Annotated in this window: 16 protein-coding genes; 3 read left to right on the top strand and 13 right to left on the bottom strand. The window is 64.8% G+C overall.

The annotated features are described in order from the left end of the window. Positions 1 to 155 precede the first annotated feature (155 nt). From NR193_RS20365 to NR193_RS20305, 13 genes are all read right to left on the bottom strand, one after another. Positions 156 to 437 (bottom strand): cupin domain-containing protein, encoded by a 282-nt coding sequence (locus NR193_RS20365; protein WP_256752558.1) that lies wholly within the window; start codon positions 435 to 437, stop codon positions 156 to 158. A gap of 127 nt (positions 438 to 564) precedes the next feature. Next, positions 565 to 885 carry a thioredoxin gene (gene trxA, locus NR193_RS20360; RefSeq protein ID WP_256752557.1) on the bottom strand — a complete coding sequence of 107 codons (321 nt, stop codon included), beginning with the start codon at positions 883 to 885 and terminating at the stop codon, positions 565 to 567. 73 nt (positions 886 to 958) lie between these two features. Further along, a complete protein-coding gene (addA, locus tag NR193_RS20355) occupies positions 959 to 4471 on the bottom strand; it encodes a double-strand break repair helicase AddA (protein ID WP_256752556.1) in 3513 nt (1170 codons plus the stop codon). Beyond that, positions 4468 to 7602 (bottom strand): double-strand break repair protein AddB, encoded by a 3135-nt coding sequence (addB, locus tag NR193_RS20350; RefSeq protein WP_256752555.1) that lies wholly within the window; start codon positions 7600 to 7602, stop codon positions 4468 to 4470. Before addB ends, addA begins: the two co-directional genes overlap by 4 nt. Beyond that, positions 7599 to 8327 carry a nucleotidyltransferase family protein gene (locus NR193_RS20345; protein ID WP_256752554.1) on the bottom strand — a complete coding sequence of 243 codons (729 nt, stop codon included), beginning with the start codon at positions 8325 to 8327 and terminating at the stop codon, positions 7599 to 7601. The genes addB and NR193_RS20345 overlap by 4 nt, the downstream gene beginning before the upstream one ends. Continuing rightward, a complete protein-coding gene (gene tsaE / locus NR193_RS20340; protein WP_256752553.1) occupies positions 8324 to 9835 on the bottom strand; it encodes a tRNA (adenosine(37)-N6)-threonylcarbamoyltransferase complex ATPase subunit type 1 TsaE in 1512 nt (503 codons plus the stop codon). The genes NR193_RS20345 and tsaE overlap by 4 nt, the downstream gene beginning before the upstream one ends. A gap of 8 nt (positions 9836 to 9843) precedes the next feature. After that, positions 9844 to 12396, bottom strand: a complete 2553-nt coding sequence (locus NR193_RS20335) for a PAS domain-containing sensor histidine kinase (RefSeq protein WP_256752552.1) — start codon at positions 12394 to 12396, stop codon at positions 9844 to 9846. A gap of 199 nt (positions 12397 to 12595) precedes the next feature. After that, positions 12596 to 13996, bottom strand: coding sequence for an adenosylhomocysteinase (gene ahcY / locus NR193_RS20330; RefSeq protein WP_256752551.1), 1401 nt, complete (start codon positions 13994 to 13996; stop codon positions 12596 to 12598). Between the two features lie 184 nt (positions 13997 to 14180). Further along, positions 14181 to 14477 carry an HPr family phosphocarrier protein gene (locus NR193_RS20325; protein ID WP_091584207.1) on the bottom strand — a complete coding sequence of 99 codons (297 nt, stop codon included), beginning with the start codon at positions 14475 to 14477 and terminating at the stop codon, positions 14181 to 14183. Continuing rightward, positions 14474 to 14875 (bottom strand): PTS sugar transporter subunit IIA, encoded by a 402-nt coding sequence (locus tag NR193_RS20320; RefSeq protein WP_056589309.1) that lies wholly within the window; start codon positions 14873 to 14875, stop codon positions 14474 to 14476. Before NR193_RS20320 ends, NR193_RS20325 begins: the two co-directional genes overlap by 4 nt. A gap of 164 nt (positions 14876 to 15039) precedes the next feature. Further along, positions 15040 to 15501, bottom strand: a complete 462-nt coding sequence (locus tag NR193_RS20315; RefSeq protein WP_256752550.1) for an HPr kinase/phosphorylase — start codon at positions 15499 to 15501, stop codon at positions 15040 to 15042. A 125-nt stretch (positions 15502 to 15626) separates the two neighbouring features. Continuing rightward, positions 15627 to 17411 (bottom strand): sensor histidine kinase, encoded by a 1785-nt coding sequence (locus tag NR193_RS20310; RefSeq protein ID WP_306280315.1) that lies wholly within the window; start codon positions 17409 to 17411, stop codon positions 15627 to 15629. Between the two features lie 61 nt (positions 17412 to 17472). Continuing rightward, a complete protein-coding gene (locus NR193_RS20305; protein ID WP_013528337.1) occupies positions 17473 to 18174 on the bottom strand; it encodes a response regulator transcription factor in 702 nt (233 codons plus the stop codon). A gap of 341 nt (positions 18175 to 18515) precedes the next feature. On the opposite strand from NR193_RS20305, the gene NR193_RS20300 reads away from it, so the two are divergent. The 3 genes from NR193_RS20300 to NR193_RS20290 all read left to right on the top strand — a co-directional run bounded on the left by NR193_RS20300 (position 18516) and on the right by NR193_RS20290 (position 21401). After that, positions 18516 to 20126 carry a phosphoenolpyruvate carboxykinase gene (locus NR193_RS20300; protein ID WP_256752548.1) on the top strand — a complete coding sequence of 537 codons (1611 nt, stop codon included), beginning with the start codon at positions 18516 to 18518 and terminating at the stop codon, positions 20124 to 20126. An 82-nt stretch (positions 20127 to 20208) separates the two neighbouring features. Then, a complete protein-coding gene (gene arfB, locus NR193_RS20295) occupies positions 20209 to 20646 on the top strand; it encodes an alternative ribosome rescue aminoacyl-tRNA hydrolase ArfB (RefSeq protein ID WP_256752547.1) in 438 nt (145 codons plus the stop codon). A 116-nt stretch (positions 20647 to 20762) separates the two neighbouring features. Beyond that, complete coding sequence (locus tag NR193_RS20290; protein WP_256752568.1) at positions 20763 to 21401, top strand: alpha-ketoglutarate-dependent dioxygenase AlkB; 639 nt, start codon at positions 20763 to 20765, stop codon at positions 21399 to 21401. Positions 21402 to 21462: the final 61 nt, after the last annotated feature.

Genomic DNA, 21462 nt, shown 5'->3' with positions numbered 1-21462 from the left:
CAGAAACTTCTTCAAGGCTGCCGGATATGAGGCCAATTAATCGCGACACGCTTTAGAGCTGTTCGAGTACACCGAAAAAAGTGCGCAATTCGTCGGCGGCGATCGTATCGCCGATTGGTAATCGCGCCTGCCGGCCCTGACGTGGCCTTGGTGGACTACTTCAGCTCGATCTCGATGAAGGCGTATTCGCCTTCATTGGCGTTGATGACGTCGTGTTCGACGCCCTCCTTGCGGAAATAGGGCGCGCCCTTCTTCATTTCGGCAAAGGATTCGCCGTCCTTGGTCAAAAGCCTCACCTTGCCGTCCATCAGCGGCACGACGACATAGTCGTGGCCGTGGCGATGCCAGCCGGTGTTGTCGCCCGGCGCGAAGCGGTATTCGGTGACGATGACGCGCTCATTGTCGATGAAGACGGTAGCCTTGGCGGATCCGGTCATGGGGTTCTCCTGTCGGCCTCAAGCAGACGACATGGAGTGCCCGCACGCGAGGGCCAGAGCGGCGCAGCGATGGCGCCAACAAAAAGCCCGCGCGAGGCGGGCCTTTCTTCAATCCTGATGTTGGGGCTCAGAGGTTGCCGTTGATCCAGTGGGACAGCGCGGTCTTCGGCGCGGCACCGACCTTCATGTCGGCCATTTCGCCGCCCTTGAAAATCATCAGCGTCGGGATCGAGCGGACGCCGAACTGGGCGGCGAGCTCGGGATTCTCGTCGATGTTGAGCTTGGCGATCTTCACCTTGGCGCCAAGTTCGGTGGCGATGTCTTCCAGCGCCGGCGCGATCATCTTGCAGGGACCGCACCATTCCGCCCAGAAATCGACCACGACCGGTACATTGGCGTTAAGCACATCGGCCTGGAAATTGCTCTTGTCGACCTTGACGGTGGTCATACGGAAATCCTTTCGAGAGTTTTGTCGCACCAAATGTGGTGGTGATCGCGCCCTTCTTCAAGCAGGTGTTGTGTCACGCTCCCGTGAGTCGAGCAAGGGCGGCATCCATGGCGCCGGCCGGCAATTCGATCAGCCGGGGCGCCTCGGTGAACAGCAGGGCCGCCCGGACCGCGCGTCCGGGATAGAGCGGCTGCAGCAGGGCGCGATAAAGCGCGAGCTGGAGCAGATAGGCCGGCGGAACCTCGGCCAAAAAGGCGGGCGCCGGCCGGTTGGTCTTGTAGTCGACGATCGACACTGTGTCCGATGTCACCGCCAACCGGTCGATCTTGCCGGAAATCGAGCGCTTTTTGCCCTTCACCTCGAGGCTGCCCATGATCGCGACCTCGGCACGCGATGACGGCGCAAACAGTGTGCCGAAGCGTGGGTCGGCAAGGATGGCGGTGACCGACGCCAAGGCTTTTCCGCGCTCGGATTGAGTCCAGTCCGCACCCGTTCGCGCGAGATAGCGTTCCGCCGCGCCACCACGCTCGCCCTCGGCAATGCCGGGCAACATCTGCAGCAATTTGTGCAGGGCGAGCCCCCGCATCACGGCAAAGCCCGGCTCGGCATCGGCATCCAGCACCGGCGAAGCCTTGTCGACCACGGCTTCCTTGCCTTCGTCGATCAGCGCCGAGGCGCCGGATGGCGACAGCGGACGCGGCAGGTCCTCGAAAGGTGGCAAGGGCCGGAACAGGCTTGCCGGCAACGGCCCGAAAATGTGCGTTTGCCGTGCCTGCTCGCTCGAGCTTGCCGCGACGGGCGGCAGCTTGGTCACATGGAAACGATGCACGGGCTCGCCACCGGCGGGATGCGCGCGCTGTTCGCTTTCCGGCGCGCCGACTAGGGCGCGGCTGACGATCGAATGCCAGGTGCCGGGGTTCGGCGCCCGCTTGCCATGATAGCCGCAGACGATCAGCCGGTCCTCGGCGCGGGTCATGCCGACATAGAGCAGGCGACGATATTCGTCGTCGGCGAGTTCTCGCGCCCTAACTGCCGCCGCCTTGGAAAAGCCATTGGCGACATCGCTGGCCGAGCGCCAGAGATAGCCCTTGCCGTCCCAATACGTGCCGGAACCATCGAAAGGCATCAGGCGCGGCAGATGCTGGTCGCTGAACGGGGCGGAGCCGCCATCGACCAGGAACACCACCGGTGCCTCCAGGCCCTTGGCGGCGTGCACGGTCATGACGCGAACCTCGTCGCGGGTCTGGTCCATCTCGCGCTTGATCTCGGGGCCGGCGTTCTCCAGCGTCGACAGAAAGGCTTCCAGCCCCGGCAGGCCGGTTCGCTCCTCGGCAAGGCAGAAGCTCAGGAACTCGTCGAGGATATCGCCTGCTTCGGGTCCGAGCCGCGCGATCATCCTGCCGCGCACGCCATCGCGCGCCAGCAGGCCGGCATAGAACTCGAACACCGGCTTGAAGGCCGCTTCGTTCGTCCAGATGTCGAGTTGGGCGACGATCGCCGCAAGTCGCTCGCTTTCGCCGGCATGGCGGCGCAGCGACGCGATCAGCGACAGGCCAGGCGGCCGCTCCGCCGCGAGCATGAAAAGCGCCTCTTCCGGCAGATCGAAGATCGGGCTGCGCAGGACGGCGGCGAGCGACAGATCGTCCTGCGGCTGGATGAGGAGATGGCCGAGCGCGATCAGGTCCTTGACCGCGATATGGCCAGGCAGGCTCAGCCGGTCGGCGCCGGCGACCGGAATGTCGCGGCGTTTCAAGGCGCGAGTCAGCGCGTGGACGAAGCGATCGCGCTTGCGCACCAGCACCAGCACGTCCCCCGGCCGCAGCCGCTTGCCACGGCCTTCGATGACCTCGCCGGCACCGATCCAGCCGGCAATGGTCGCCGCGACATTCTCGGCAACGCGCACCGCCGGCGCATGGGCATGGTCGATGGCCTGGGTCCAGTCGTCGGGCTCGTCGACGACGTCGGCGCCGAGCGACGGCCAGACCTCGACATAGCCCGGCGCGTCGGTGCGGATCGCCTTGTGGCTCAGCGGATCGGGATCGTGGCTGATGCCGCGCCGCACGAGGGGATCGGCAAAGACGCGGTCGACCGCGGCCAGAACGTCATCGGTCGAGCGGAACGACCAGGTCAGCTTGAGGTCGGCGAAGGACGCCTCGGCGTCGCGCACCCGCCCCGCGAACAACAGCCGGCTGTCGGCGAAGGAGTCGGGCGCCGCGCCCTGAAAGGAGTAGATCGACTGTTTTTCATCGCCGACCGCGAAGACGGTACGATGCACCCTGTCGCGCGCGCCGAGGCCGGCAAAGAACTCCTCCGCCAGCCGCTTCACCACCTCCCATTGATCGGGGCTGGTGTCCTGCGCCTCGTCGAGCAGGATGTGGTCGATGCCTTGGTCGAGCTTGTACTGCACCCAGGGGCCGGCATCGGGCCGTGCCAGCAGGTTGACCGTGCGGGTGATCAGGTCGTTGAAGTCGAGAAAGCCGCGGCTGCGCTTCAGCACTTCGTAGCGGGCGATCAGCCAGTCGGCGATGATCAGCGCCGCGCGCGTGCCTTCCAGCATCCGGAACAGGGCCAGCCGGTCGACGGTTTCGACGATGGCATTGGCCGCTGAAACATAGCGTTCCACCAGATCCGGCAGCCGGTCGACCAGGGCCTTCTTGAAGGCCTTTGCCGGATCGTAGGTGTCGCCATCAGCCTTGAGGAAGGCTCTCGACAGCAATTGCAGACGGCGAACCGGATCTGTCTCGGCGAAAGCCAGGCGCGCATAGGGCAGGATGTTGTTCAGCACCGTTCTGGCGTCGGCAGCTTCCGCCACATGGGCAAAGCCGGCAAAATAATCCGGCAGGAAGCCCGGCAACGGCCAGACCGACGCCGCTATGCCTTCGGCGGTATGGCCGGGGCGGAACTGGAACTCATCGAACAGCGCCTGGAAATGCGAGCCGTCGCGCCCGACGGCGTCGATGAAATTGCGCAAACCGTCACGCTTGCGCACGATCTCGCCCAACAAGGCATCGAGACCAGCTTCGCCGCCACGATCGAGAATGGTGGCAAAGGCCTCGGCCAGATTCCTATCGCCGGCGGCCGAGATCATCTCGCGGCGCGCTGCGGCAAACAGCGATGCCTCCATCTGGCTGTCGAGCATCTCGAAATGGGCCGGGATGTTGGCTTCCAGCGGGAACTGGTGGAGCACCGATTCGCAGAAGGCATGAATGGTCTGGATCTTCAGCCCGCCAGGCGTTTCCAGCGCCTCGGCGAACAGGCGGCGGGCACGGCGCATGGTCTCGACATCGGGCCGGAGACCCTCCAGCGCCTCGACCCCTGCCGCCAGGTCCGCGTCAGCGAGTGTCGTCCACTCCGACAGTGTCGAGAACACCCGGTTCGACATGTTGGCGGCGGCGGCGCGCGTATAGGTCAGGCACAGGATCTTTGACGGATCGGTGCCGCGCAGCAGCAACCGGATGACACGCTGGGCCAGCACATGGGTCTTGCCGGAGCCGGCATTGGCCGAGACCCAGGCGGAATTCTTGGGATCGGCGGCGCGAGCCTGGCTGGAAGCCGTATCGCTCGGGATGGGATAGGCCTTCTTCATGCCTCCCCTCCCTCGTCGCCGGCGTCGCCGCCCGCCGACCATTCGAGCACGCGGGCAAGATGGTCGTAGTCGCCATCGGTCTCGCCCTCGCGAAACGGCAGCGCGCGCGACAGATATCCGGTCGCCGGGTCGGCATAGTGGATCAGAAGCTTCTCCAGCCGCGCCCAGGCCTCTTCGGCGAGATCAGTGGCGGTCCTGGGCTGGCGGTTGTGCTCGAGGATCGATTCCTCGAACACCTCGCCATTCGGCTTCAGCCGAACGAACGCCAGTTGCGACGGCTCGCGCGCGCCCAGATCCTTGAAGGCGCCGCGCCTGAGCAGCGCGCCTTCCAGCGCCAGTTGCGGCGCAAGCAGCGTGTGCGCCTGCGCCTTGGATGGCGAAGAGCCGGTCTTGTAGTCCAGTATGTCGGCCATGCCGCCATCCAGCAGGTCGACCCGGTCGGCATAGCCGGACAGCGTCACGCCGGACTGGCCGACGACGGTCTTGCCGGCGCGCTCCTCGGCATGCCGCCGTACTACCGCGTCGGCGCGCGTGCGCTCCCATACGACGATGTTGGCCGCGAGTTTTTCGAAGCGCGGCCACCACACCGCCTCGACATCGGCCGGAAGGGCGGCTTCGGCAAAACAGGCGCGACCGGCGGATATGAGGCCGGCCAGCGCATCCGGCGCGCGCGGATCGGCCACCTGCGCCGAAAAGAGATGCAGAATGGCGTGAAACAGCGTGCCGCGCTCGGCGGCACCCGGATCGCGGATGACCGGATCGAGCGGCATCAGGCCGAGGATCCTTCTTGCGTAGATGGCATAGGGGTCACGGCGCAAGGTCTCGATCTCGGTGACCGAGAAATGGCTTGGGCGCACTGACAGTGGCGGCCTCGGCTGCGGTCGTGGCGCGAAATCCTGCCTTGGCCCGGTATCGAGTGCGCGTGCCCAGGCGAGCAGTTCGTCGCCGCGCCGGCGCAGCTCCGCCGCCTGGTCGTTGCCGATGAAGGTGAGGAGGCGCTGCAGCCAGCGCGACGGCACGGCGGGCGCGTCGCCGGCACGCGCCGAGCGGGCCAGCACCACTTTCCTGGCGCCCATGGCCATCTGGAAATCATGCGCGGCCAAACCGATACGCCGTTCGGGCGGTTCGAGATCGATGCCGGTTTTCATCAGCCGCGACATGAAGCGGTCGCTCTCCGGCTTGCGCGGCCACACACCCTCGTTGAGCCCGCCGATGACCAGCGTGTCGACATTCTGCAACCGGGCTTCCAGCGCGCCCCAGATGGCGATGTTCCTGTCGGTGCCCTGTGCCGGCTTGACCGTTTCAGGCGCGATCAGCGCGTCCATCACGTCAGGCCATTCGCTCGCCGCGAACGACAGCGATGCCGAAGCCGCGACCAGCCCGCGCAACAACTCGGCAAGCTTTTCGCCGGCGTCACCGGCATAGAGTTCGCGAAGGCCGCCATCTTCGGCGCGGCCGAGATTTTCGAGCGCCACGACGCTGGCCTTGACCAGCGCGGCAAGGTCCGCGTCCGCCTGGCCGCGAAAGGCCGCGAGCGGCGCCAATGCCTGGTTGAGACGTTCGAGCACATTGCGCGCGCTTTCGATGGAGCGCACGGTCAGCCGGGAGAACCAGAAGGGCGGCCGGCTGCCGCTGCCCAGACCGGTGAGGCGGGCCTCGAAGAGTTCGGACAGTGAAGCGATGTCGGGGCGACCTGTGCCGCCGCGCAGCGCCACCAGTTCGACCAGTTCGGCGGCGTGGCGCACATCAGCGCGTTGCAGGCCGAGGCCAAGCAACGGATGCTTGAGCAGCGACAAAAGGCCAACCGGATCGCCTGGCCGGAACACCGCTTCGAGCGCCAGCCTGAGCAGGCTGGCAGCCGGGGTGTTGGCGAGCGGCGTGCCACCGGAATCGTCTGCGACGACGCCGAAGCGCAGAAGCTCGACCGAAACGCGGCGCGCCAGAGCACGGTCGCCGGTGACGAGCGCCGCCCTCTGGCCAGGCTGCTCGACCGCCTGCTTGAGCGCGACGGCGATGGTGACGGCCTCGTCGCGTTCGTTGGCCGCCTCGAGCAGCGTCACGTCGGCGAAGGCACCGGCGATGGCGGCGGCTGAGAAACCAGCGCGTGTCTCGGCCCAGAATTCGGTGGTCTCGGCCGGCCGCAACGCTTCGCCGACAAGGGCGGCGCGAAGCGCAAGCGACGGCTCGGCCACGCCGATCTCCTCGACATCGCCGCGCAGCACGCCGATCTTGCCGATCAGCCTGGCGAGGCCATATTGCGGGTGGCCGAGCACGGCCGGACGCGCGCCGGGCGCGGCAATCGCCTGGAAGGACGCTTCGTCCAGCGTCCGGTCGAGGCCGGGCAGCACGATGGCCCCGCCGGGCAAGCGGGCGATCACGGCAAGCAGCTCTGCCGTGGCAGGAATCGAACCGGTGGATCCAGCGGCAATGACGGGTCCGGCAGGCGGATTGCGCTGCAGCCGCGCGGCCTCGCTGCGGATCAAGGCGCTGCGATGCGCGGCCGGATTGGAGCGATCGCGCTCCTCGAGGAATTTCGGCCAGGCGTCGGTGACGATGCCGAGGAATTCGAGCGTCACCTGCCACCATCCGGCAAGGTTGCCGGTGACCAGATCGGTGAGCTTTGCCCAGTCCGTGCCTTCCGTCTCGATCTCGTCCATCAGCCCCGCGAGATCGCGCGCCAGCCAGATCGCATCGGCGGTGGAGGCCGGGATGACGATCTCCTCGGCGAAGAGGGCCGCGACATGCGCCGGCAGCCGACGTTTCCAGGCGCGCACCAGCGGCGCCAGCAGCAGCAGGCGTTCGGTCGCCGCGATCGGTGGCGCGAGATCGATCGCCGCCGATGCCTCTGTCTCGAATGCGGCCTCATCCTCGTCGAACTCGCCGAGTGGACGAATGACCGGCAGGATCGCCGAACCGCCGCCGCCGCGTGCCCGCAGGCTGTCGACGAAAACACCCCGCAAAGCACGCGCGGCACGGCGCGTCGGTACGTAGATGGTGACATCGGCCAGGGCGAGCGGGTCGCCGTCAAAGCGAAACCCCGGAACCAGGCGGCCGGCAAGCAGCGCCTCGGCAAGCGTCGGCAGAAACGGCGCTCCGGAGGGAACCGAGAAAACGCGGCTCGAGCCGCTCATTGCAACTCGTCTAGCGCGCCGGCTACCGCCGCTTCCGCCAGCGGAATGGCATCGGGCGTGCCGACGGTGATCCAGTGGCCGTGCATCGGCATGCCGAAGAGCCGGCCCACGGCAATGGCCGAATCGAAATAGGCGTTGAGCGAGTGCGGCCCGGCCGGTGCGTCCTTGAACAGGCGCGGATGAATGATTGCAGCCCCGGCATAGATCAGGCCTGCCGGATCGCCCTTTGACCGGCGCAAGGCGCCATCCGGGGCCACCAGGAAATCGGTGCTGCCCCAGTGTCCGGTCGCCTGATGGAGATCCGCCAGCATCAGCAGAATATCCATTTTCGCCGCGTCCCATGCAAGGGCGAGGCGGTCGAGATTGAGGGGACCGTCGTCGATCCAGAAAGTATCGGCGTTGAGGACATAGAAGGGCTGGTCGCCCAGGTCCGGCAGCGCCTTGACGATGCCGCCGGCGGAATCGAGCAACCGGTCGCTCTCGTCGGAAATGATGATCTCCGGTACCCGACGCGCCGCGACATGGGCAACGATCTGCTGGGGAAGATAGTGGACGTTGACCACGGCCTTGCCGACACCGGCGGCGGCCAGGCTGTCGAGGCCCCAGTCGAGCAATGTCTTGCCGGCGATCCGGACCAGCGGCTTGGGGATGGTGTCGGTGATCGGCCGCATGCGCTTGCCGAGCCCGGCGGCAAGTACAATGGCAGTGTCCGGTCGTGCTGTCACAGCGCTCGCTCCTCGAGCAAACCATTGGCGCTGTAGAAATCCCGCAGGCTGGCCAATGCAGGATGGGACAGCGCCCGCCGCAGATAGTCGCGGATGCGCGGCAGATGTTTCAGGTAGTAGGGTTTGCCGTCGCGCTTTTCGAGGCGCACGAAAATGCCGAGGATCTTCGAATTGCGCTGCGCCGCCATGATTGCATAGGATTCCAGGAAGCTCGCTTCATCGAAAGCGCCCGCCGCATGACGCGCGGCGACATAGGCGTCGAGCGTCCTTTTCTCGATTTCCGGCGATATGGTGACGCGGGCATCCATGGCGAGCGAGGCGACGTCATAGGCAGAAGGACCGATCAACGCATCCTGGAAATCGACGATGCCCAGCCGATCATGGCCGGAACGGTCACCGCGCCAGATGATGTTGGGCGAATGGAAGTCGCGCAGCATCAGCGTGTACTCGCGGCCGTCCAGCCGGTCGAGAAGCGCATTCCACGCTTTGGCGTAGCCGGCGCGCAGATCATCGCTGGCCGGGCTGCCCGATATGGCCGGCACGTACCAGTCGACCAGCAGATCGGCTTCGATCATCATGGCGTCGCGGTCGAAAGGCGGCACGTCGTGGAAGCCGCCCTGCCCGGTTTCCATGTGCCGGGGCCAGTTCCTGCCATGCATCATGGCGAGCAGTTCCGCCGCCGCCGCGTAACGCTCGGCCACCGGTTGGCCGTCCTCACCGAGGAATCCTTCGGAACCAAGATGTTCGAGCAGAAGGAACCCTTGATTCTGGTCCTCGGCATGGATTTCCGGAACGCTGACGCCGCCGGCCTTCAATGCCCGGTCGATGGCGACGAAGGCGGAGACCGACTGGGCGGTGTGAGCGATCTCGGCATAGGGCTTGCCGTCGCGCACCGGCGGTCCGAGCACAAGCCGCGGCGAGTTCATCAACACTTGCGGCTTGCGGCCGGCCAGCGAAACGATCTCATAGGAGCGGGCCGAGGCGTCGCCGATGAAATGACGGCGCCGCGCATCGCCCCAGCCGGCACTCCTGAGAAAGTCGCGCATGGCCAGCGACCGTGCCACGCGGTCGAAGGCGGCACCTTGCCCCGACAGTCGCGCCAGCCGGCCCTCGCCATGCTGGACGAGTTCGATCAGCACCGAGGTTTCCGGCAGATAGGCCTCCGCCCGTTCCGGCCATTCGACCAGGGCGGCACCTTGCGTCAGGGCCTCCTCGAAACCCAGCTCGTCGATTTCGGCCGCCGAGGACAGGCGGTAGAGATCGAAATGATGGACCGGGATGCGCGTGTCGTAGCTCTGCACCAGCGTGAAGGTCGGGCTCGGAACGTCGACGTCGGCATCGTCGGCCAAAGCCCTGATCAATGCCCGCGCCAGCGTCGACTTGCCGGCGCCGAGATCACCCTTGAGCGCCAGCACGTCACCGGCGCGCAGCGCCAGCGCGAGATCCTCGCCCAGCAGCGCTGTCTGTGTCTCGTCCGCGAGTAAACGCTCCAGCACCAATCCCGTCATCGAGTGCGCTACTCGGCCGCGGCGCGGATGCCGGGCATGTCGGGAAAGGTGCAGATGACGGTGGTGCCCTTGTCCTTGCCGGTTTCGATGCGAACGTTGCCGCCATGCAGTTCGACAAAGCTCTTCACGATCGAAAGGCCGAGACCAGCGCCGCGCCGGCGCCCGCCATTGGTGCGCGGCTCAAAGCGGCGGAATACCGAATCGAGGAGGTCCGGCGGCATGCCGGGTCCGTCGTCATGAACCGAGAATTCCACGCCGTCCGACAGCTGGCGGCAAGCGAGCCTGATGGTGCTGGCTTCCGGCGCGTAGTTGGCGGCGTTGCTGAGCAGATTGTAGAGGATCTGGCGGACGCGGATTTCGTCGCCGTGAAACGTCTTCGGCGCCTTGGCGGCATCGACCTCGAGCCTGATCGAATGCTCTTCCAGCCGGTCGGCCACCAGTTCCGCCGCGGCGGCGATGGTCTGGTCGACATGCACCTCGGAAATATCGAGCTCCATGATGCCGGCATCCACGGTCGCCAGGTCGAGGATGTCGTTGACGATGGTAAGCAGGACCGAGGAGGACGAGCTGACATGCCCGACATATTCGCGCTGCTTCTGCGTCAGCGGGCCGGTCGCCGGCAGCGAAAGCAGTTCGGTGAAGCCGATGATGTTGGTCAGCGGCGAGCGCAGTTCATAGGAGACGTGCTGGACGAATTCGTTCTTGAGCTGATCGGACTTCTCCAGTGCCTCGTTCTTGTCCTTCAGCGCCCGTTCGACGTTGACGCTGTCGGTGACGTCGACGAACGTCATCATCACTTGCCCGTTGGGCAACGGGATCATGGCGTAACTGAGCACATTGCCATTGTTGAGTTCGGTCTGGCCGTGGCGGTCGCGGCGCTCGTCGTCGAAACCGGTGATGGCGGCAACGAAGCCGGGCCAGGGGCTGTCGACCGCCTGCCGGTCGCAAAGGTCGCGGATCGTGGATACGTGGACATTGGGCTTGGCGGCCTCCGCACTAAGCCCCCAAAGTGTCGCAAAGGCAGGGTTCGACAGTCGAAGCCTGCCGTCGGGGCCGAATACCGCCACGCCTTCGGCGAGATTGTCGAGCGTCTCGCCCTGGACCCGCACCGCGGTCTGGTAGCGGCTTTCCAGATCCATCTTCTCGGTCAGATTCTCGAACACCCAGGTCACGCCGCCCTTGGGCTGCGGGTTGGCGACGACGCGGATGGTCTTGCCGTCCGGCAGGTGCCACCAATGTTCCTGTGATTCGACGGCGCGATAGGCGCCAAGCAGGCCTTCCTTCCAGCGGCGCCATTCGGGTTGCTCGGCGATCTTGCCCTCGCTGCGCAAACGGTCGAGCAACAGCGCATTGTCGGGAGCGCTGTGCAGGAAGCCGCTGTCGAGACCCCATAGCTTCTGGAAAGCCTGGTTGAAGAACCGCAGCTTCTCGTCGGTGTCGAAAATGGCGACCGCGGTGTTGAGCTGGTCGAGCGTGTCGGCGTGGCTTCTGACGGTCCGCTCGTATTCGCCACGAACGGCCTCGATGGCGCTGGTGTCGCAGGCAAGGCCGGCCGAACCATCCGGGCCGGCGAAGTCGGTCACCGCGAACACGCGGCGGTCGCCTTCGATCACGGTGGAAAGCGTCTGCTCGAAGACCGGATGCGACTTGTGCTGGGCGGCGATCGCATCGCGTGCCTGGCCGCCGAGAAACTCCTTCGCCTCGCGAACGGCCGTTTCCGCATTGTCGGCTTCGACCGCGTCGGCATAGGCCCGGTTGACCCACTTCAACCGCCCATCCTCGGTGCGCAGCCATGCCGGCATCTTCAGCGCGTCGAACAGGCCAATCATCGTCTCGTGGTCAGCGACGAGGCGCTGGTTTTCGATCTTCAACCTGGCCTGGCTGCGCTGCGTCTCCGAAAGCGAAACGAAACGCACGATCACATGCGCCGCGCTTTTGCGGCCATGCACCTCAAGCGGTGCGCCGGCCTGCGATTCGATGACGAGATCGAAGGGTTTCGCCTTTTCGCGCAATCCCGCAACGGCATGCTCGAGCGCCGCCGCCGAGCGCGGCATCAGCCAGCGACCGAAAGCGAGGAAGGCGGCACGGTCTTCGGGAGCGCCGCTTTCGACCGGCAATGTACCGATGAGTTCGGGTTTCTTGTTTTCGGAGGCCCAGACGACCACACGCTGGTCGCGCAGATTGAGCAGCGCTTCGGAGCGGCGCAGAGCCGCGCTGATGTCGGCGATGCGGCTCCTGAGTTCGACATTCTCCGCCGAGGTGCGGGCCCGCTCGCGGATGAGAACGATGGCCGACAGAAGTGCTGCGCCCGTCACGCCGACAAACACGGCAAGCTGCATGACTTCTACCGTGCTGATCGACAAGCCGGCGGCGACGCCCACGGCTTCGGCATGCGCGGCCGCAGCGAGCAAGGGGCCGGCCAATGCAGAGGTGGCAAGGAAAACTCCGGCGCGAGCGCGCCATGAAAGGCTCCCGCCTTGCGAGGCAGGGCCAGCGATCCCCGAATCGTCGTGGCCGCCGGAAACGGCCCGTCCCGCTTTGTGCGGGTGTTGCCCCGGCATGTCTTGGTCCTCTCCGCCGCCTGAATGCAAGACCGCCCTGATACGCGCCTCTCTGATCCCCTCTCGGGCCGGAAGCGTCGCGAATCACCTGACAATAAACCCTCACCGAATCGCCGTGAAGGCTGATGGCGCGCAAAAATAAAGCCGGGCGAAAAGTCAATCGCCCGGCGTCAATATATGGTAGGAAATTTAGCTTTGGTTAATAGCGGTAGTGTTCCGGCTTGAACGGACCCTGGGGGGTGACGCCAATATAAGCGGCCTGCTCGCCGGACAGTTCGGTCAGTCGGGCGCCGAGCTTGTCGAGATGCAGGCGCGCGACCTTTTCGTCGAGATGCTTGGGCAGCACATAGACCTGGTTCTCGTACTGGCCGGGCTTGGTGTACAGCTCGATCTGGGCCAGCACCTGGTTGGTGAAGGACGCCGACATGACGAAGCTCGGGTGGCCGGTGGCATTGCCGAGATTGAGCAGGCGACCTTCCGACAGCAGGATCATCCGCTTGCCGTCCGGGAAGGTGATCATGTCGACCTGCGGCTTGACGTTGGTCCATTTCAGGTTGCGCAGCGACGCCACCTGGATCTCGTTGTCGAAGTGACCGATGTTGCCGACGATCACCATGTCCTTCATCGAACGCATGTGGTCGAGGGTGACGACATCCTTGTTGCCGGTGGTGGTGATGACGATGTCGGCGGTCGGTGCGGCATCTTCCAGCGTGACGACTTCAAAACCGTCCATCGCCGCCTGCAATGCGCAGATCGGGTCGACCTCGGTGACCTTGACGCGGGCGCCGGCGCCCTTGAGCGAGGCTGACGAGCCCTTGCCGACGTCGCCATAGCCGCAGACGACCGCGACCTTGCCGGCCATCATCGTGTCGGTGCCGCGACGGATACCGTCGACCAGCGATTCCTTGCAGCCGTATTTGTTGTCGAATTTCGACTTGGTGACCGAATCGTTGACGTTGATGGCGGGGAAAGGCAGCAGGCCCTTCTTCTGCAGCTGGTAAAGCCGGTTGACGCCGGTCGTCGTCTCTTCGGTGACGCCGCGGATCGCCGCCTTCTGCTTGGTGAAGAAGCCCGGCGAAGCCTTCAGGCGCTTCTTGACCTGGGCGTAGAAGTACTCCTCTTCCTCGCTCTGCGGGTTGGAGAGCACGTCCTCGCCGGCCTCGGCGCGGGCGCCGATCAAGATGTACATGGTGGCGTCGCCACCGTCATCGAGGATCATGTTGGAGGTGCCACCGTCGGTCCACTGGAAGATCCTGTCGGTGTAGTCCCAGTACTGCTCGAGCGACTCGCCCTTGACGGCGAATACCGGGATACCAGCCTCGGCGATGGCCGCGGCCGCATGGTCCTGGGTCGAGAAGATGTTGCAGGAGGCCCAGCGGATATCGGCGCCGAGCGCCTTCAGCGTCTCGATCAGCACCGCCGTCTGGATGGTCATGTGCAGCGAGCCGGTGATGCGCGCGCCCTTGAGCGGCTTCTTGTCGCCGAATTCCTCGCGGCAGGCGATCAGGCCCGGCATTTCGGTTTCGGCGATCTCGATTTCCTTGCGGCCCCAGCCGGCAAGCGAGATGTCGGCGACCACATAGTCCTTGCTACCCGTCATGGCAGTGCTCCGATGCGAATTGTTGTGCTGCGAATTGGTTGCGGATGCGCCCGCGCTGGTCGGCGCGTCGAAGGGCGCGAATTGCCGGCTTGACTAGCAGATCAGGCTCAAGACGACAATGGGATATAAAGAAATCTTTATCCGTGCATGTCTCGAGGAGCAGTTTCTTTCGCTCCGCGCGGGATCAGGCTTCCTCGCCGAAGCGGGATGCAACCAGCTGCTCCAGCGCGTCGATGACCTGCAAGGCCTCCGGACCGCTGGCGGTGACACGGATCGAATAGCCCGGGCTTGCCGCCAGCATCATCAGCCCCATGATCGAGGTGCCGCCGACCTGGACGCCATCCTTCTCGACATGCACCGAGGCGTCGAAACCGCTGGCCACCTGGACGAACTTCGCCGAGGCGCGCGCGTGCAGGCCGCGCTGGTTGACGATCGGAAACTCCCGGACGATCTGGTCCTTTTCCGGGGATAGGGCGTTCATTTGCTGCTCAGGAGCTGGCTGGCGACGTTGATGTACTTGCGGCCGGCCGCCTGCGCCTCGTCGAGCGCCGCCGCCATGTTGTCGCCCTTGCGGATCGAGGAGAGCTTGATCAGCATCGGCAGGTTCATGCCGGCGATAACTTCGGTGCGGCCGGACTCCATGACCGAAATGGCAAGGTTGGAGGGCGTTCCACCGAACATGTCGGTCAGAACGATGACGCCCGTCCCGGTATCGACACGGGCCACGGCGTCGACGATGTCGCGGCGACGCTGCTCCATATCGTCATCGGCCCCGATCGCCACGGTTTCGAAATTGTCTTGTGGCCCGACGACATGTTCCACGGCATGTCGGAACTCGGCGGCCAGTTGACCGTGCGTTACAAGCACGAGTCCGATCATTCTTTGGTGGCTCCCGTCATCGCCGCTTCACAGGCGTATTTTATGCTCGCCAGCCATTCCAGGCGGCGGGAGCGCTATCTTGTCGACGCGCGGCCGGTTGACAAGCCCAAAATTGCGCGGGCCCATGCCATTTTGACGCATTGCAGCAAAAAATCCGCGGCGGATCATAGAAAAGGCGCGATCGACAGCCGCGCCATCACGGCGGGCAAGGCGGTGGCGGCGTTGCGCTCGGCAAGGTCGATACGCGGCACTGGGCAGCCTGCGACCGGCTCGCTGATTTCCTCCTGGAAGCGGGCCATCTGTGCCTTTGGCACCAGCCTCACATGCAGGTCGATCACTCCGCCCGGCTCGAACGGCAGCGGGCGCGGCATGAATCCAGGCACTTCGGCGAGACCGGCGATGGGCGCCGGCACGCGACAGACCAGCCGCCCGGCGCGGGCCACGGCAAGCAGCCTGTCGTCGCCGATCAGCCGCGAGAACAGCCCGCGCGCACGGCAATGGTCCAGGAGTGTCAGCGCCAGCGTCGTCTTGCCGGCGCCGGACGGCCCGGTGATCAGGACGCCGCGCTCGCCGATCAGGATCGCGGTTCCGTGAATGTTTTCTGGCTGCGCAACTGGATCAGGCACGATCCTGCCCGTTCATGTTTTTTGATGAAGCATGATCTTGTCCGAAAACCGGTTCCCACTTTTCGGGATCATGCGTTTTGGATGAAGCATGATCTTGCCCGAAAACCGGTTCCCACTTTTCGGGATCATGCTTCGGCCGGCAGCGTCACAACGAAGCGCGCGCCCTTGATATCGCCGGGCTTGGTGCCGGGGATGTTCTCGGCGGTCAGCGTGCCGCCGTGGGCCTCGACGATCTGCCTGGATATCGACAGGCCAAGGCCCGAATTCTGGCCGAACGCCTCGCCCGCCGGGCGGTCGGTGTAGAAGCGTTCGAAGATGCGGTCGATGTTGTCGGCCCGGATGCCGGGACCATTGTCGTCAATGGTGAGGATGTTGAACTTGCCAACGCGCGCCAGCGACAGGGTGATGTGGCCATGATCCTCGGGAACGAAGGAGCGGGCGTTCTCGATCAGGTTGGTGACGACCTGGCCGATGCGCAAATCATGGCCGACGACGAAATAGCCTTTGACGCCCTGCGGCAGCTTGGCGACCTTGAATTCGATCTCGACCGCCTTCTTGTTGCGCGTCGCCTCGCGCGAAACCGCGACCAGATCGGTGATGAATTTCTTCAGGTCGACCGTCCCGGCATCTTCACGCGCCAGCTCGGCATCAAGACGGGAGGCGTCGGAAATATCGGTGATGAGACGATCCAGACGCCTGACATCGTGCTGGATGATGTCCATCAGCCGGCTGCGCGAATTGTCGTTCTTGGCCAGCGGCAAGGTTTCCACCGCGCTGCGCAACGACGTCAGCGGGTTCTTCAGCTCGTGCGAGACGTCCGCCGCAAAGCTTTCGATCGCCTCGATGCGGGCGTAGAGGGCGTTGGTCATGTCGCGTATGGCGATCGACAGGTTGCCGATCTCGTCCTGCCGGTCGGAGAAGTCCGGGATCTCCTCGCGGCTCTTGACGCCGCGCCGCACGCGCACCGCCGCAGCCGACAGCCGGCGCAGCGGGTTGGCGATGGTGGAGGCGAGAAGCATGGACAGGATGGCGGTGACGAGGGCCGCGATGCCGAACACGCGCAGGATCGCCTTGCGCTCGGCGGCGACGATCTTGTCGATGTCGCCGCCTTCGGTCGACAGCATCAACACGCCGAGCACGGCGCGGAAGCGCTGGATCGGCACCGCCACCGAAACGATCTGCTCGCCCTGTTCCGAGATACGCACGATGGTCGACGGACTGCCGGTGAGCGCCTTGACCACTTCCGGGAAGGCGGCGCCGTTGCCGCCTGGCTGCTCGTGATAGACCGGCAGTTCGGTGTTGCGGAAGAAATCGAAGACGAACTTCTGGATGCGCTCGAGCAGATCAGGCTCTTCCTCTTCGACCGGCGGCAGGTCGTAGCGCAGGATCTGGCCGCGCGAATAGAGATGGCGCGAATCGAGCAGCAGATTGGCGTCGCGGTCATAGATGCGGGCGCGGGTCCGGGTCGGCGAGATCAGCCGTCTCAGCACCGGCGCAACGCGCTCCGGGTTGATCGGGAAGTCCAGGTTGTCGAGCTGGTCCGAGCCCGGGCCGAGACTTTCGCCGGCCTGCAGCTCGAGCAGCTTTTCCGGATCGATGCTGATCGAGTCGGTCTCGACCGTCGCCGAGGCGGCGATCGCGCCGGCGATGATCTCGCCCTGGGTCATCAGGCTTTCGACGCGGGCATCGATCAGCCCGTCGCGGAAGGTGTTGAGGTAGAGGATGCCGGTGACCAGGACGGCCAGGCCAGCGAGATTGAGGAAGAGGATGCGCCGCGTCAGGCTGGAAAAGATATGATGGCCGAGGAAGCGGCGCATCGGCACCGTGATTTTCGATACGAATGACGGCATGATGCGCGACGGCCGCCTGGCAGCGCCCGCCGGTCTTGTTCGCTGTGCCTCCACTGCCATCGAATAGCAGGCCCTGCCTAATCTCTATTTCGATGCATAACGTCGTGCGACGTGCATCAACTCATGCTTCGCGGAAGCGGTACCCGACTCCGTAAAGGGTTTCGATCATCTCGAAGTCGTCATCGACGGCCTTGAACTTCTTGCGCAGCCGCTTGATGTGGCTGTCGATGGTGCGGTCGTCGACATAGACCTGCTCATCATAGGCCGAATCCATCAGCGCATCACGGCTTTTTACGACACCGGGACGCTGCGCCAGCGAATGCAGGATCAGGAACTCGGTGACGGTAAGCGTCACCGGCTCGCCCTTCCAGGTGCAGGTATGGCGCTCCTGATCCATGACTAGCTGGCCGCGCTCGAGCGAACGTGCCTGCTGGCTGGGCGTCTTGGCCGCGGCTTCGCGGGCACTGGCGCGGCGCAGCACGGCACGCACCCGCTCGACCAGCAGACGCTGCGAGAACGGTTTGCGGATGAAATCGTCGGCGCCCATCTTGAGGCCGAACAATTCATCGATCTCGTCATCCTTGGAGGTCAGGAAGATCACCGGCAGGTCGGACTTCTGGCGCATCCGGCGCAGCAGCTCCATGCCGTCCATGCGCGGCATCTTGATGTCGAGGATGGCAAGATTCGGCGGGCGTGCCGCCAGGCCCTCCAGCGCGGACGCACCATCCGTGTAGGTCTCGACGCGATAGCCCTCGGATTCGAGGGCGATCGACACCGACGTCAGAATGTTGCGGTCGTCATCGACAAGCGCGATTGTTGCCATTTCAAGCGGCTCCCTCATGAGCTGTCCCTTCTTTCGTAGAGAAGGGGCTTTTGCAGGACAAATTAGGTACAAAATGTGGCATAGGCCCTGTCCGCTGTCACGGGCGGCGTGCCGGCGGTCACAATTGCACCTCACTACGGATTAGACGATCGAACCCTGCCAATCCTTTGGGCAACCGCCGAACTTCTTGCACATATAAACGATTTAAACAACTTTCAAAATATTTAAATCGATTAATGATTTGATATCATTTGGCTTTTCTGGTTCTGACCATCTCAGCCTGCGGAGTGGGCGCGCCGGAAATGCCCCGGCAGATGCGGCAAATTGAAGAAGGGACCCTCATGTCGGAAGTCGGCAAACGCAATCCTGCTTGCGGGATCGATCGTATCGGCCTGAAAACCACGGGCGTGGTGCGCTACAATTTCGGCGCTGCTGCCCTTTACGAGGAATCGATCCGGCGCGGCGAAGCCCGGCTGACCGCGCATGGCGCGCTGGTCGCCGAGACCGGCCAGCACACTGGTCGTTCGCCCAAGGACAAGTTCGTCGTTCGCGACGGCACCACCGAGCCGCATGTCTGGTGGGACAACAACAAGGCGATCTCGCCGGCCCAGTTCGACACGCTGCTCGCTGATTTTCGGGCGCATGCCGCGGACAAGGATCTTTACGTGCAGGATCTGGTCGGCGGCGCCGACCTCGAACAGAAACTGACCACCAGGGTGGTCACCGAATTCGCCTGGCACTCGCTGTTCATCCGCAATCTGCTCATCCGTCCGGGTGCCGCCGAACTCGAGCAGTTCGCGCCTGAGATGACGATCATCGACCTGCCGTCCTTCCGCGCCGATCCCGCCCGTCACGGCACCCGCACCGAAACGGTGATCGCCGTCGACCTTTCGCGCAAGATCGTGCTGATCGGCGGCACGTCCTATGCCGGCGAGATGAAGAAGTCGGTGTTCACCGTGCTCAATTACCTGTTGCCGGCCAGGGGCGTGATGCCGATGCACTGCTCGGCCAATGAGGGGCCGGCCGGCGACACGGCCGTCTTCTTCGGGCTTTCCGGCACCGGCAAGACGACGCTGTCGGCCGATCCGTCGCGCACGCTGATCGGCGACGACGAGCACGGCTGGGGACCGCACGGCATCTTCAATTTCGAAGGTGGCTGCTACGCCAAGACGATCAAGCTGTCAGCGGAGGCCGAGCCGGAAATCTTCGCCACCACGCAGCGCTTCGGCACCGTGCTGGAGAATGTCGTGCTTGGCGCGGACCGGGTGCCGGATTTCGACGACGGTCGGCTCACCGAAAACACGCGCTGCGCCTACCCGCTGGAGTTCATCCCCAATGCCAGCAAGACGGGGCGCGCCAATCATCCGAAGAACATCATCATGCTGACCGCCGATGCCTTCGGCGTGATGCCGCCGATCGCACGGCTGACCCCGGCGCAGGCAATGTACCATTTCCTTTCCGGCTACACGGCCAAGGTGGCCGGAACCGAAAAGGGCGTGACCGAGCCCGAGGCGACATTTTCGACCTGTTTCGGCGCACCGTTCATGCCGCGCCATCCGTCGGAATACGGCAATCTGCTGCGCGACCTGATCGCCCGGCACCAGGTCGATTGCTGGCTGGTCAATACCGGCTGGACCGGTGGCGCCTACGGCACTGGCAAGCGGATGCCGATCAAGGCAACGCGGGCGCTGCTTGCGGCGGCACTCGACGGCTCGCTGAAGACGGCCGATTTCCGCACCGACGCCCATTTCGGTTTCGAAGTGCCGGTGGCCGTCCCCGGCGTCGACAGCGCCATTCTCGATCCGCGGTCGACCTGGGCCGACAAGTCCGGCTATGACCGGCAGGCGGCAAGGCTGGTCGGCATGTTCATCGACAATTTCGGGAAGTTCGAAAGCCATGTCGATGCCGTCGTGCTGGGTGCAGCGCCCCACATGCAGGAAGCGGCGGAATAATCGCCACGTCGCTCAGCACCATTGAAGGGCCCGGTCTCGATCGGGCCTTTTCTTTTTTGATCCGCCGCGCCATGACTGCGGCATGGCGAGCGACGACAACATCATCATTGCCGACGACGCGGTGATCCACCCGGGCGACTTGCACGAGGACTTCATCCGCTCGTCCGGGCCGGGCGGCCAGAACGTCAACAAGGTGGCGACGGCCGTGCAGCTGCGCTTCGACGCGGCCAACGCAACGGGTCTGTCGGAGCGCGTGCGCGAGCGGACGATCAAGCTGGCCGGCCAGCGCGCCACCAAGGACGGTGTCATCGTCATCGAAGCGGGCCGCTTCCGCACGCAGGAGCAGAACCGGGCGGACGCCCGGGCACGGCTTACTGCGCTGGTCGCCAAGGCCGCCGAACCGCCGCCGCCGCCACGCAAGAAGACGAGGCCATCGAAGGGCTCGGTGGAGAGGCGGCTGAAGAGCAAGGCCGGTCGCTCGACCGTGAAAAAGCTGCGCGGCCGGGTCGGCGACGACTGAGTGCGGCCGCTGCTATTTCCTTTCAGGGCGGCAAGCGCGGCTTTCGGGTCGTCCTTTGCGGGTCCTCGTGGCAATCTCGCTTGTCGCCACATCAAACGGATTGATTGACCGAAGCCATGCTCGTCCTGCCCAAAGGTGTCCGCCACATGCCCGGTTACCTGTCGCGCGCGGTACAGGAAGCGCTGGTCGAGGATGTGAGAAGCATCGTGCAGGCAGCACCCCTGTTCGTGCCGGCCATGCCGCGCACCGGCAAGGAGATGAGCGTGCGCATGACCAATTGCGGCCCGCTCGGCTGGGTCACCGATAAGGAACGCGGCTACCGCTACCAGCCGACGCACCCGGTGACCGGCTCACCATGGCCACCAATCCCGGAGGCGCTGCTCGAGCTGTGGCGGCAGGTCTCGGGCTACCCCAAGCCACCGGAAGCGTGCCTGATCAATTTCTACACGCAGGACACAAAAATGGGCCTGCATCAGGACCGTGACGAGGCCGATTTTTCGGCCCCGGTGGTTTCCGTCTCACTGGGCGATGATTGCCTGTTCCGGGTCGGCCAGACGACGCGTGACGGCGCCACGAAGTCGTTCAGGCTGCAAAGCGGTGACGTCGTGGTGCTCGGCGGCGAAGGGCGGCTGTGCTTTCACGGCGTCGACCGCATCTACTCCTCGACCTCGGCGCTGCTCAAGAATGGCGGCAGGATCAATCTGACGCTGCGGCGAGTGACAAAGCCGGAGGAAGACGACCCCTCTCCCGCATAAGCCGTTCTACGCCCGGGCGCCATCAAGGCTGGCAAGGTCGTGGATCCAGAACAGCTGGTGT

This window comes from Mesorhizobium sp. Mes31, from assembly GCF_024519675.1.
Lineage (GTDB): Bacteria > Pseudomonadota > Alphaproteobacteria > Rhizobiales > Rhizobiaceae > Mesorhizobium.
The sequence above is the reverse complement of the archived record's forward strand: the minus strand, read 5'-3'. Positions and strand labels throughout refer to the sequence as shown.

Excerpts from the sequence above, each read along its gene's own strand:
- ahcY (WP_256752551.1), bottom strand. The coding sequence starts at position 13,996 with ATGACGGGTAGCAAGGACTATGTGGTCGCCGACATCTCGCTTGCCGGC.
- NR193_RS20365 (WP_256752558.1), bottom strand. The coding sequence starts at position 437 with ATGACCGGATCCGCCAAGGCTACCGTCTTCATCGACAATGAGCGCGTC.
- NR193_RS20320 (WP_056589309.1), bottom strand. The coding sequence starts at position 14,875 with ATGATCGGACTCGTGCTTGTAACGCACGGTCAACTGGCCGCCGAGTTC.
- tsaE (WP_256752553.1), bottom strand. The coding sequence starts at position 9,835 with ATGACGGGATTGGTGCTGGAGCGTTTACTCGCGGACGAGACACAGACA.
- NR193_RS20325 (WP_091584207.1), bottom strand. The coding sequence starts at position 14,477 with ATGAACGCCCTATCCCCGGAAAAGGACCAGATCGTCCGGGAGTTTCCG.
- addB (WP_256752555.1), bottom strand. The coding sequence starts at position 7,602 with ATGAGCGGCTCGAGCCGCGTTTTCTCGGTTCCCTCCGGAGCGCCGTTT.
- NR193_RS20305 (WP_013528337.1), bottom strand. The coding sequence starts at position 18,174 with ATGGCAACAATCGCGCTTGTCGATGACGACCGCAACATTCTGACGTCG.
- NR193_RS20290 (WP_256752568.1), top strand. The coding sequence starts at position 20,763 with ATGCTCGTCCTGCCCAAAGGTGTCCGCCACATGCCCGGTTACCTGTCG.
- arfB (WP_256752547.1), top strand. The coding sequence starts at position 20,209 with ATGGCGAGCGACGACAACATCATCATTGCCGACGACGCGGTGATCCAC.
- NR193_RS20335 (WP_256752552.1), bottom strand. The coding sequence starts at position 12,396 with ATGCCGGGGCAACACCCGCACAAAGCGGGACGGGCCGTTTCCGGCGGC.
- NR193_RS20310 (WP_306280315.1), bottom strand. The coding sequence starts at position 17,411 with ATGGCAGTGGAGGCACAGCGAACAAGACCGGCGGGCGCTGCCAGGCGG.
- addA (WP_256752556.1), bottom strand. The coding sequence starts at position 4,471 with ATGAAGAAGGCCTATCCCATCCCGAGCGATACGGCTTCCAGCCAGGCT.
- trxA (WP_256752557.1), bottom strand. The coding sequence starts at position 885 with ATGACCACCGTCAAGGTCGACAAGAGCAATTTCCAGGCCGATGTGCTT.
- NR193_RS20300 (WP_256752548.1), top strand. The coding sequence starts at position 18,516 with ATGTCGGAAGTCGGCAAACGCAATCCTGCTTGCGGGATCGATCGTATC.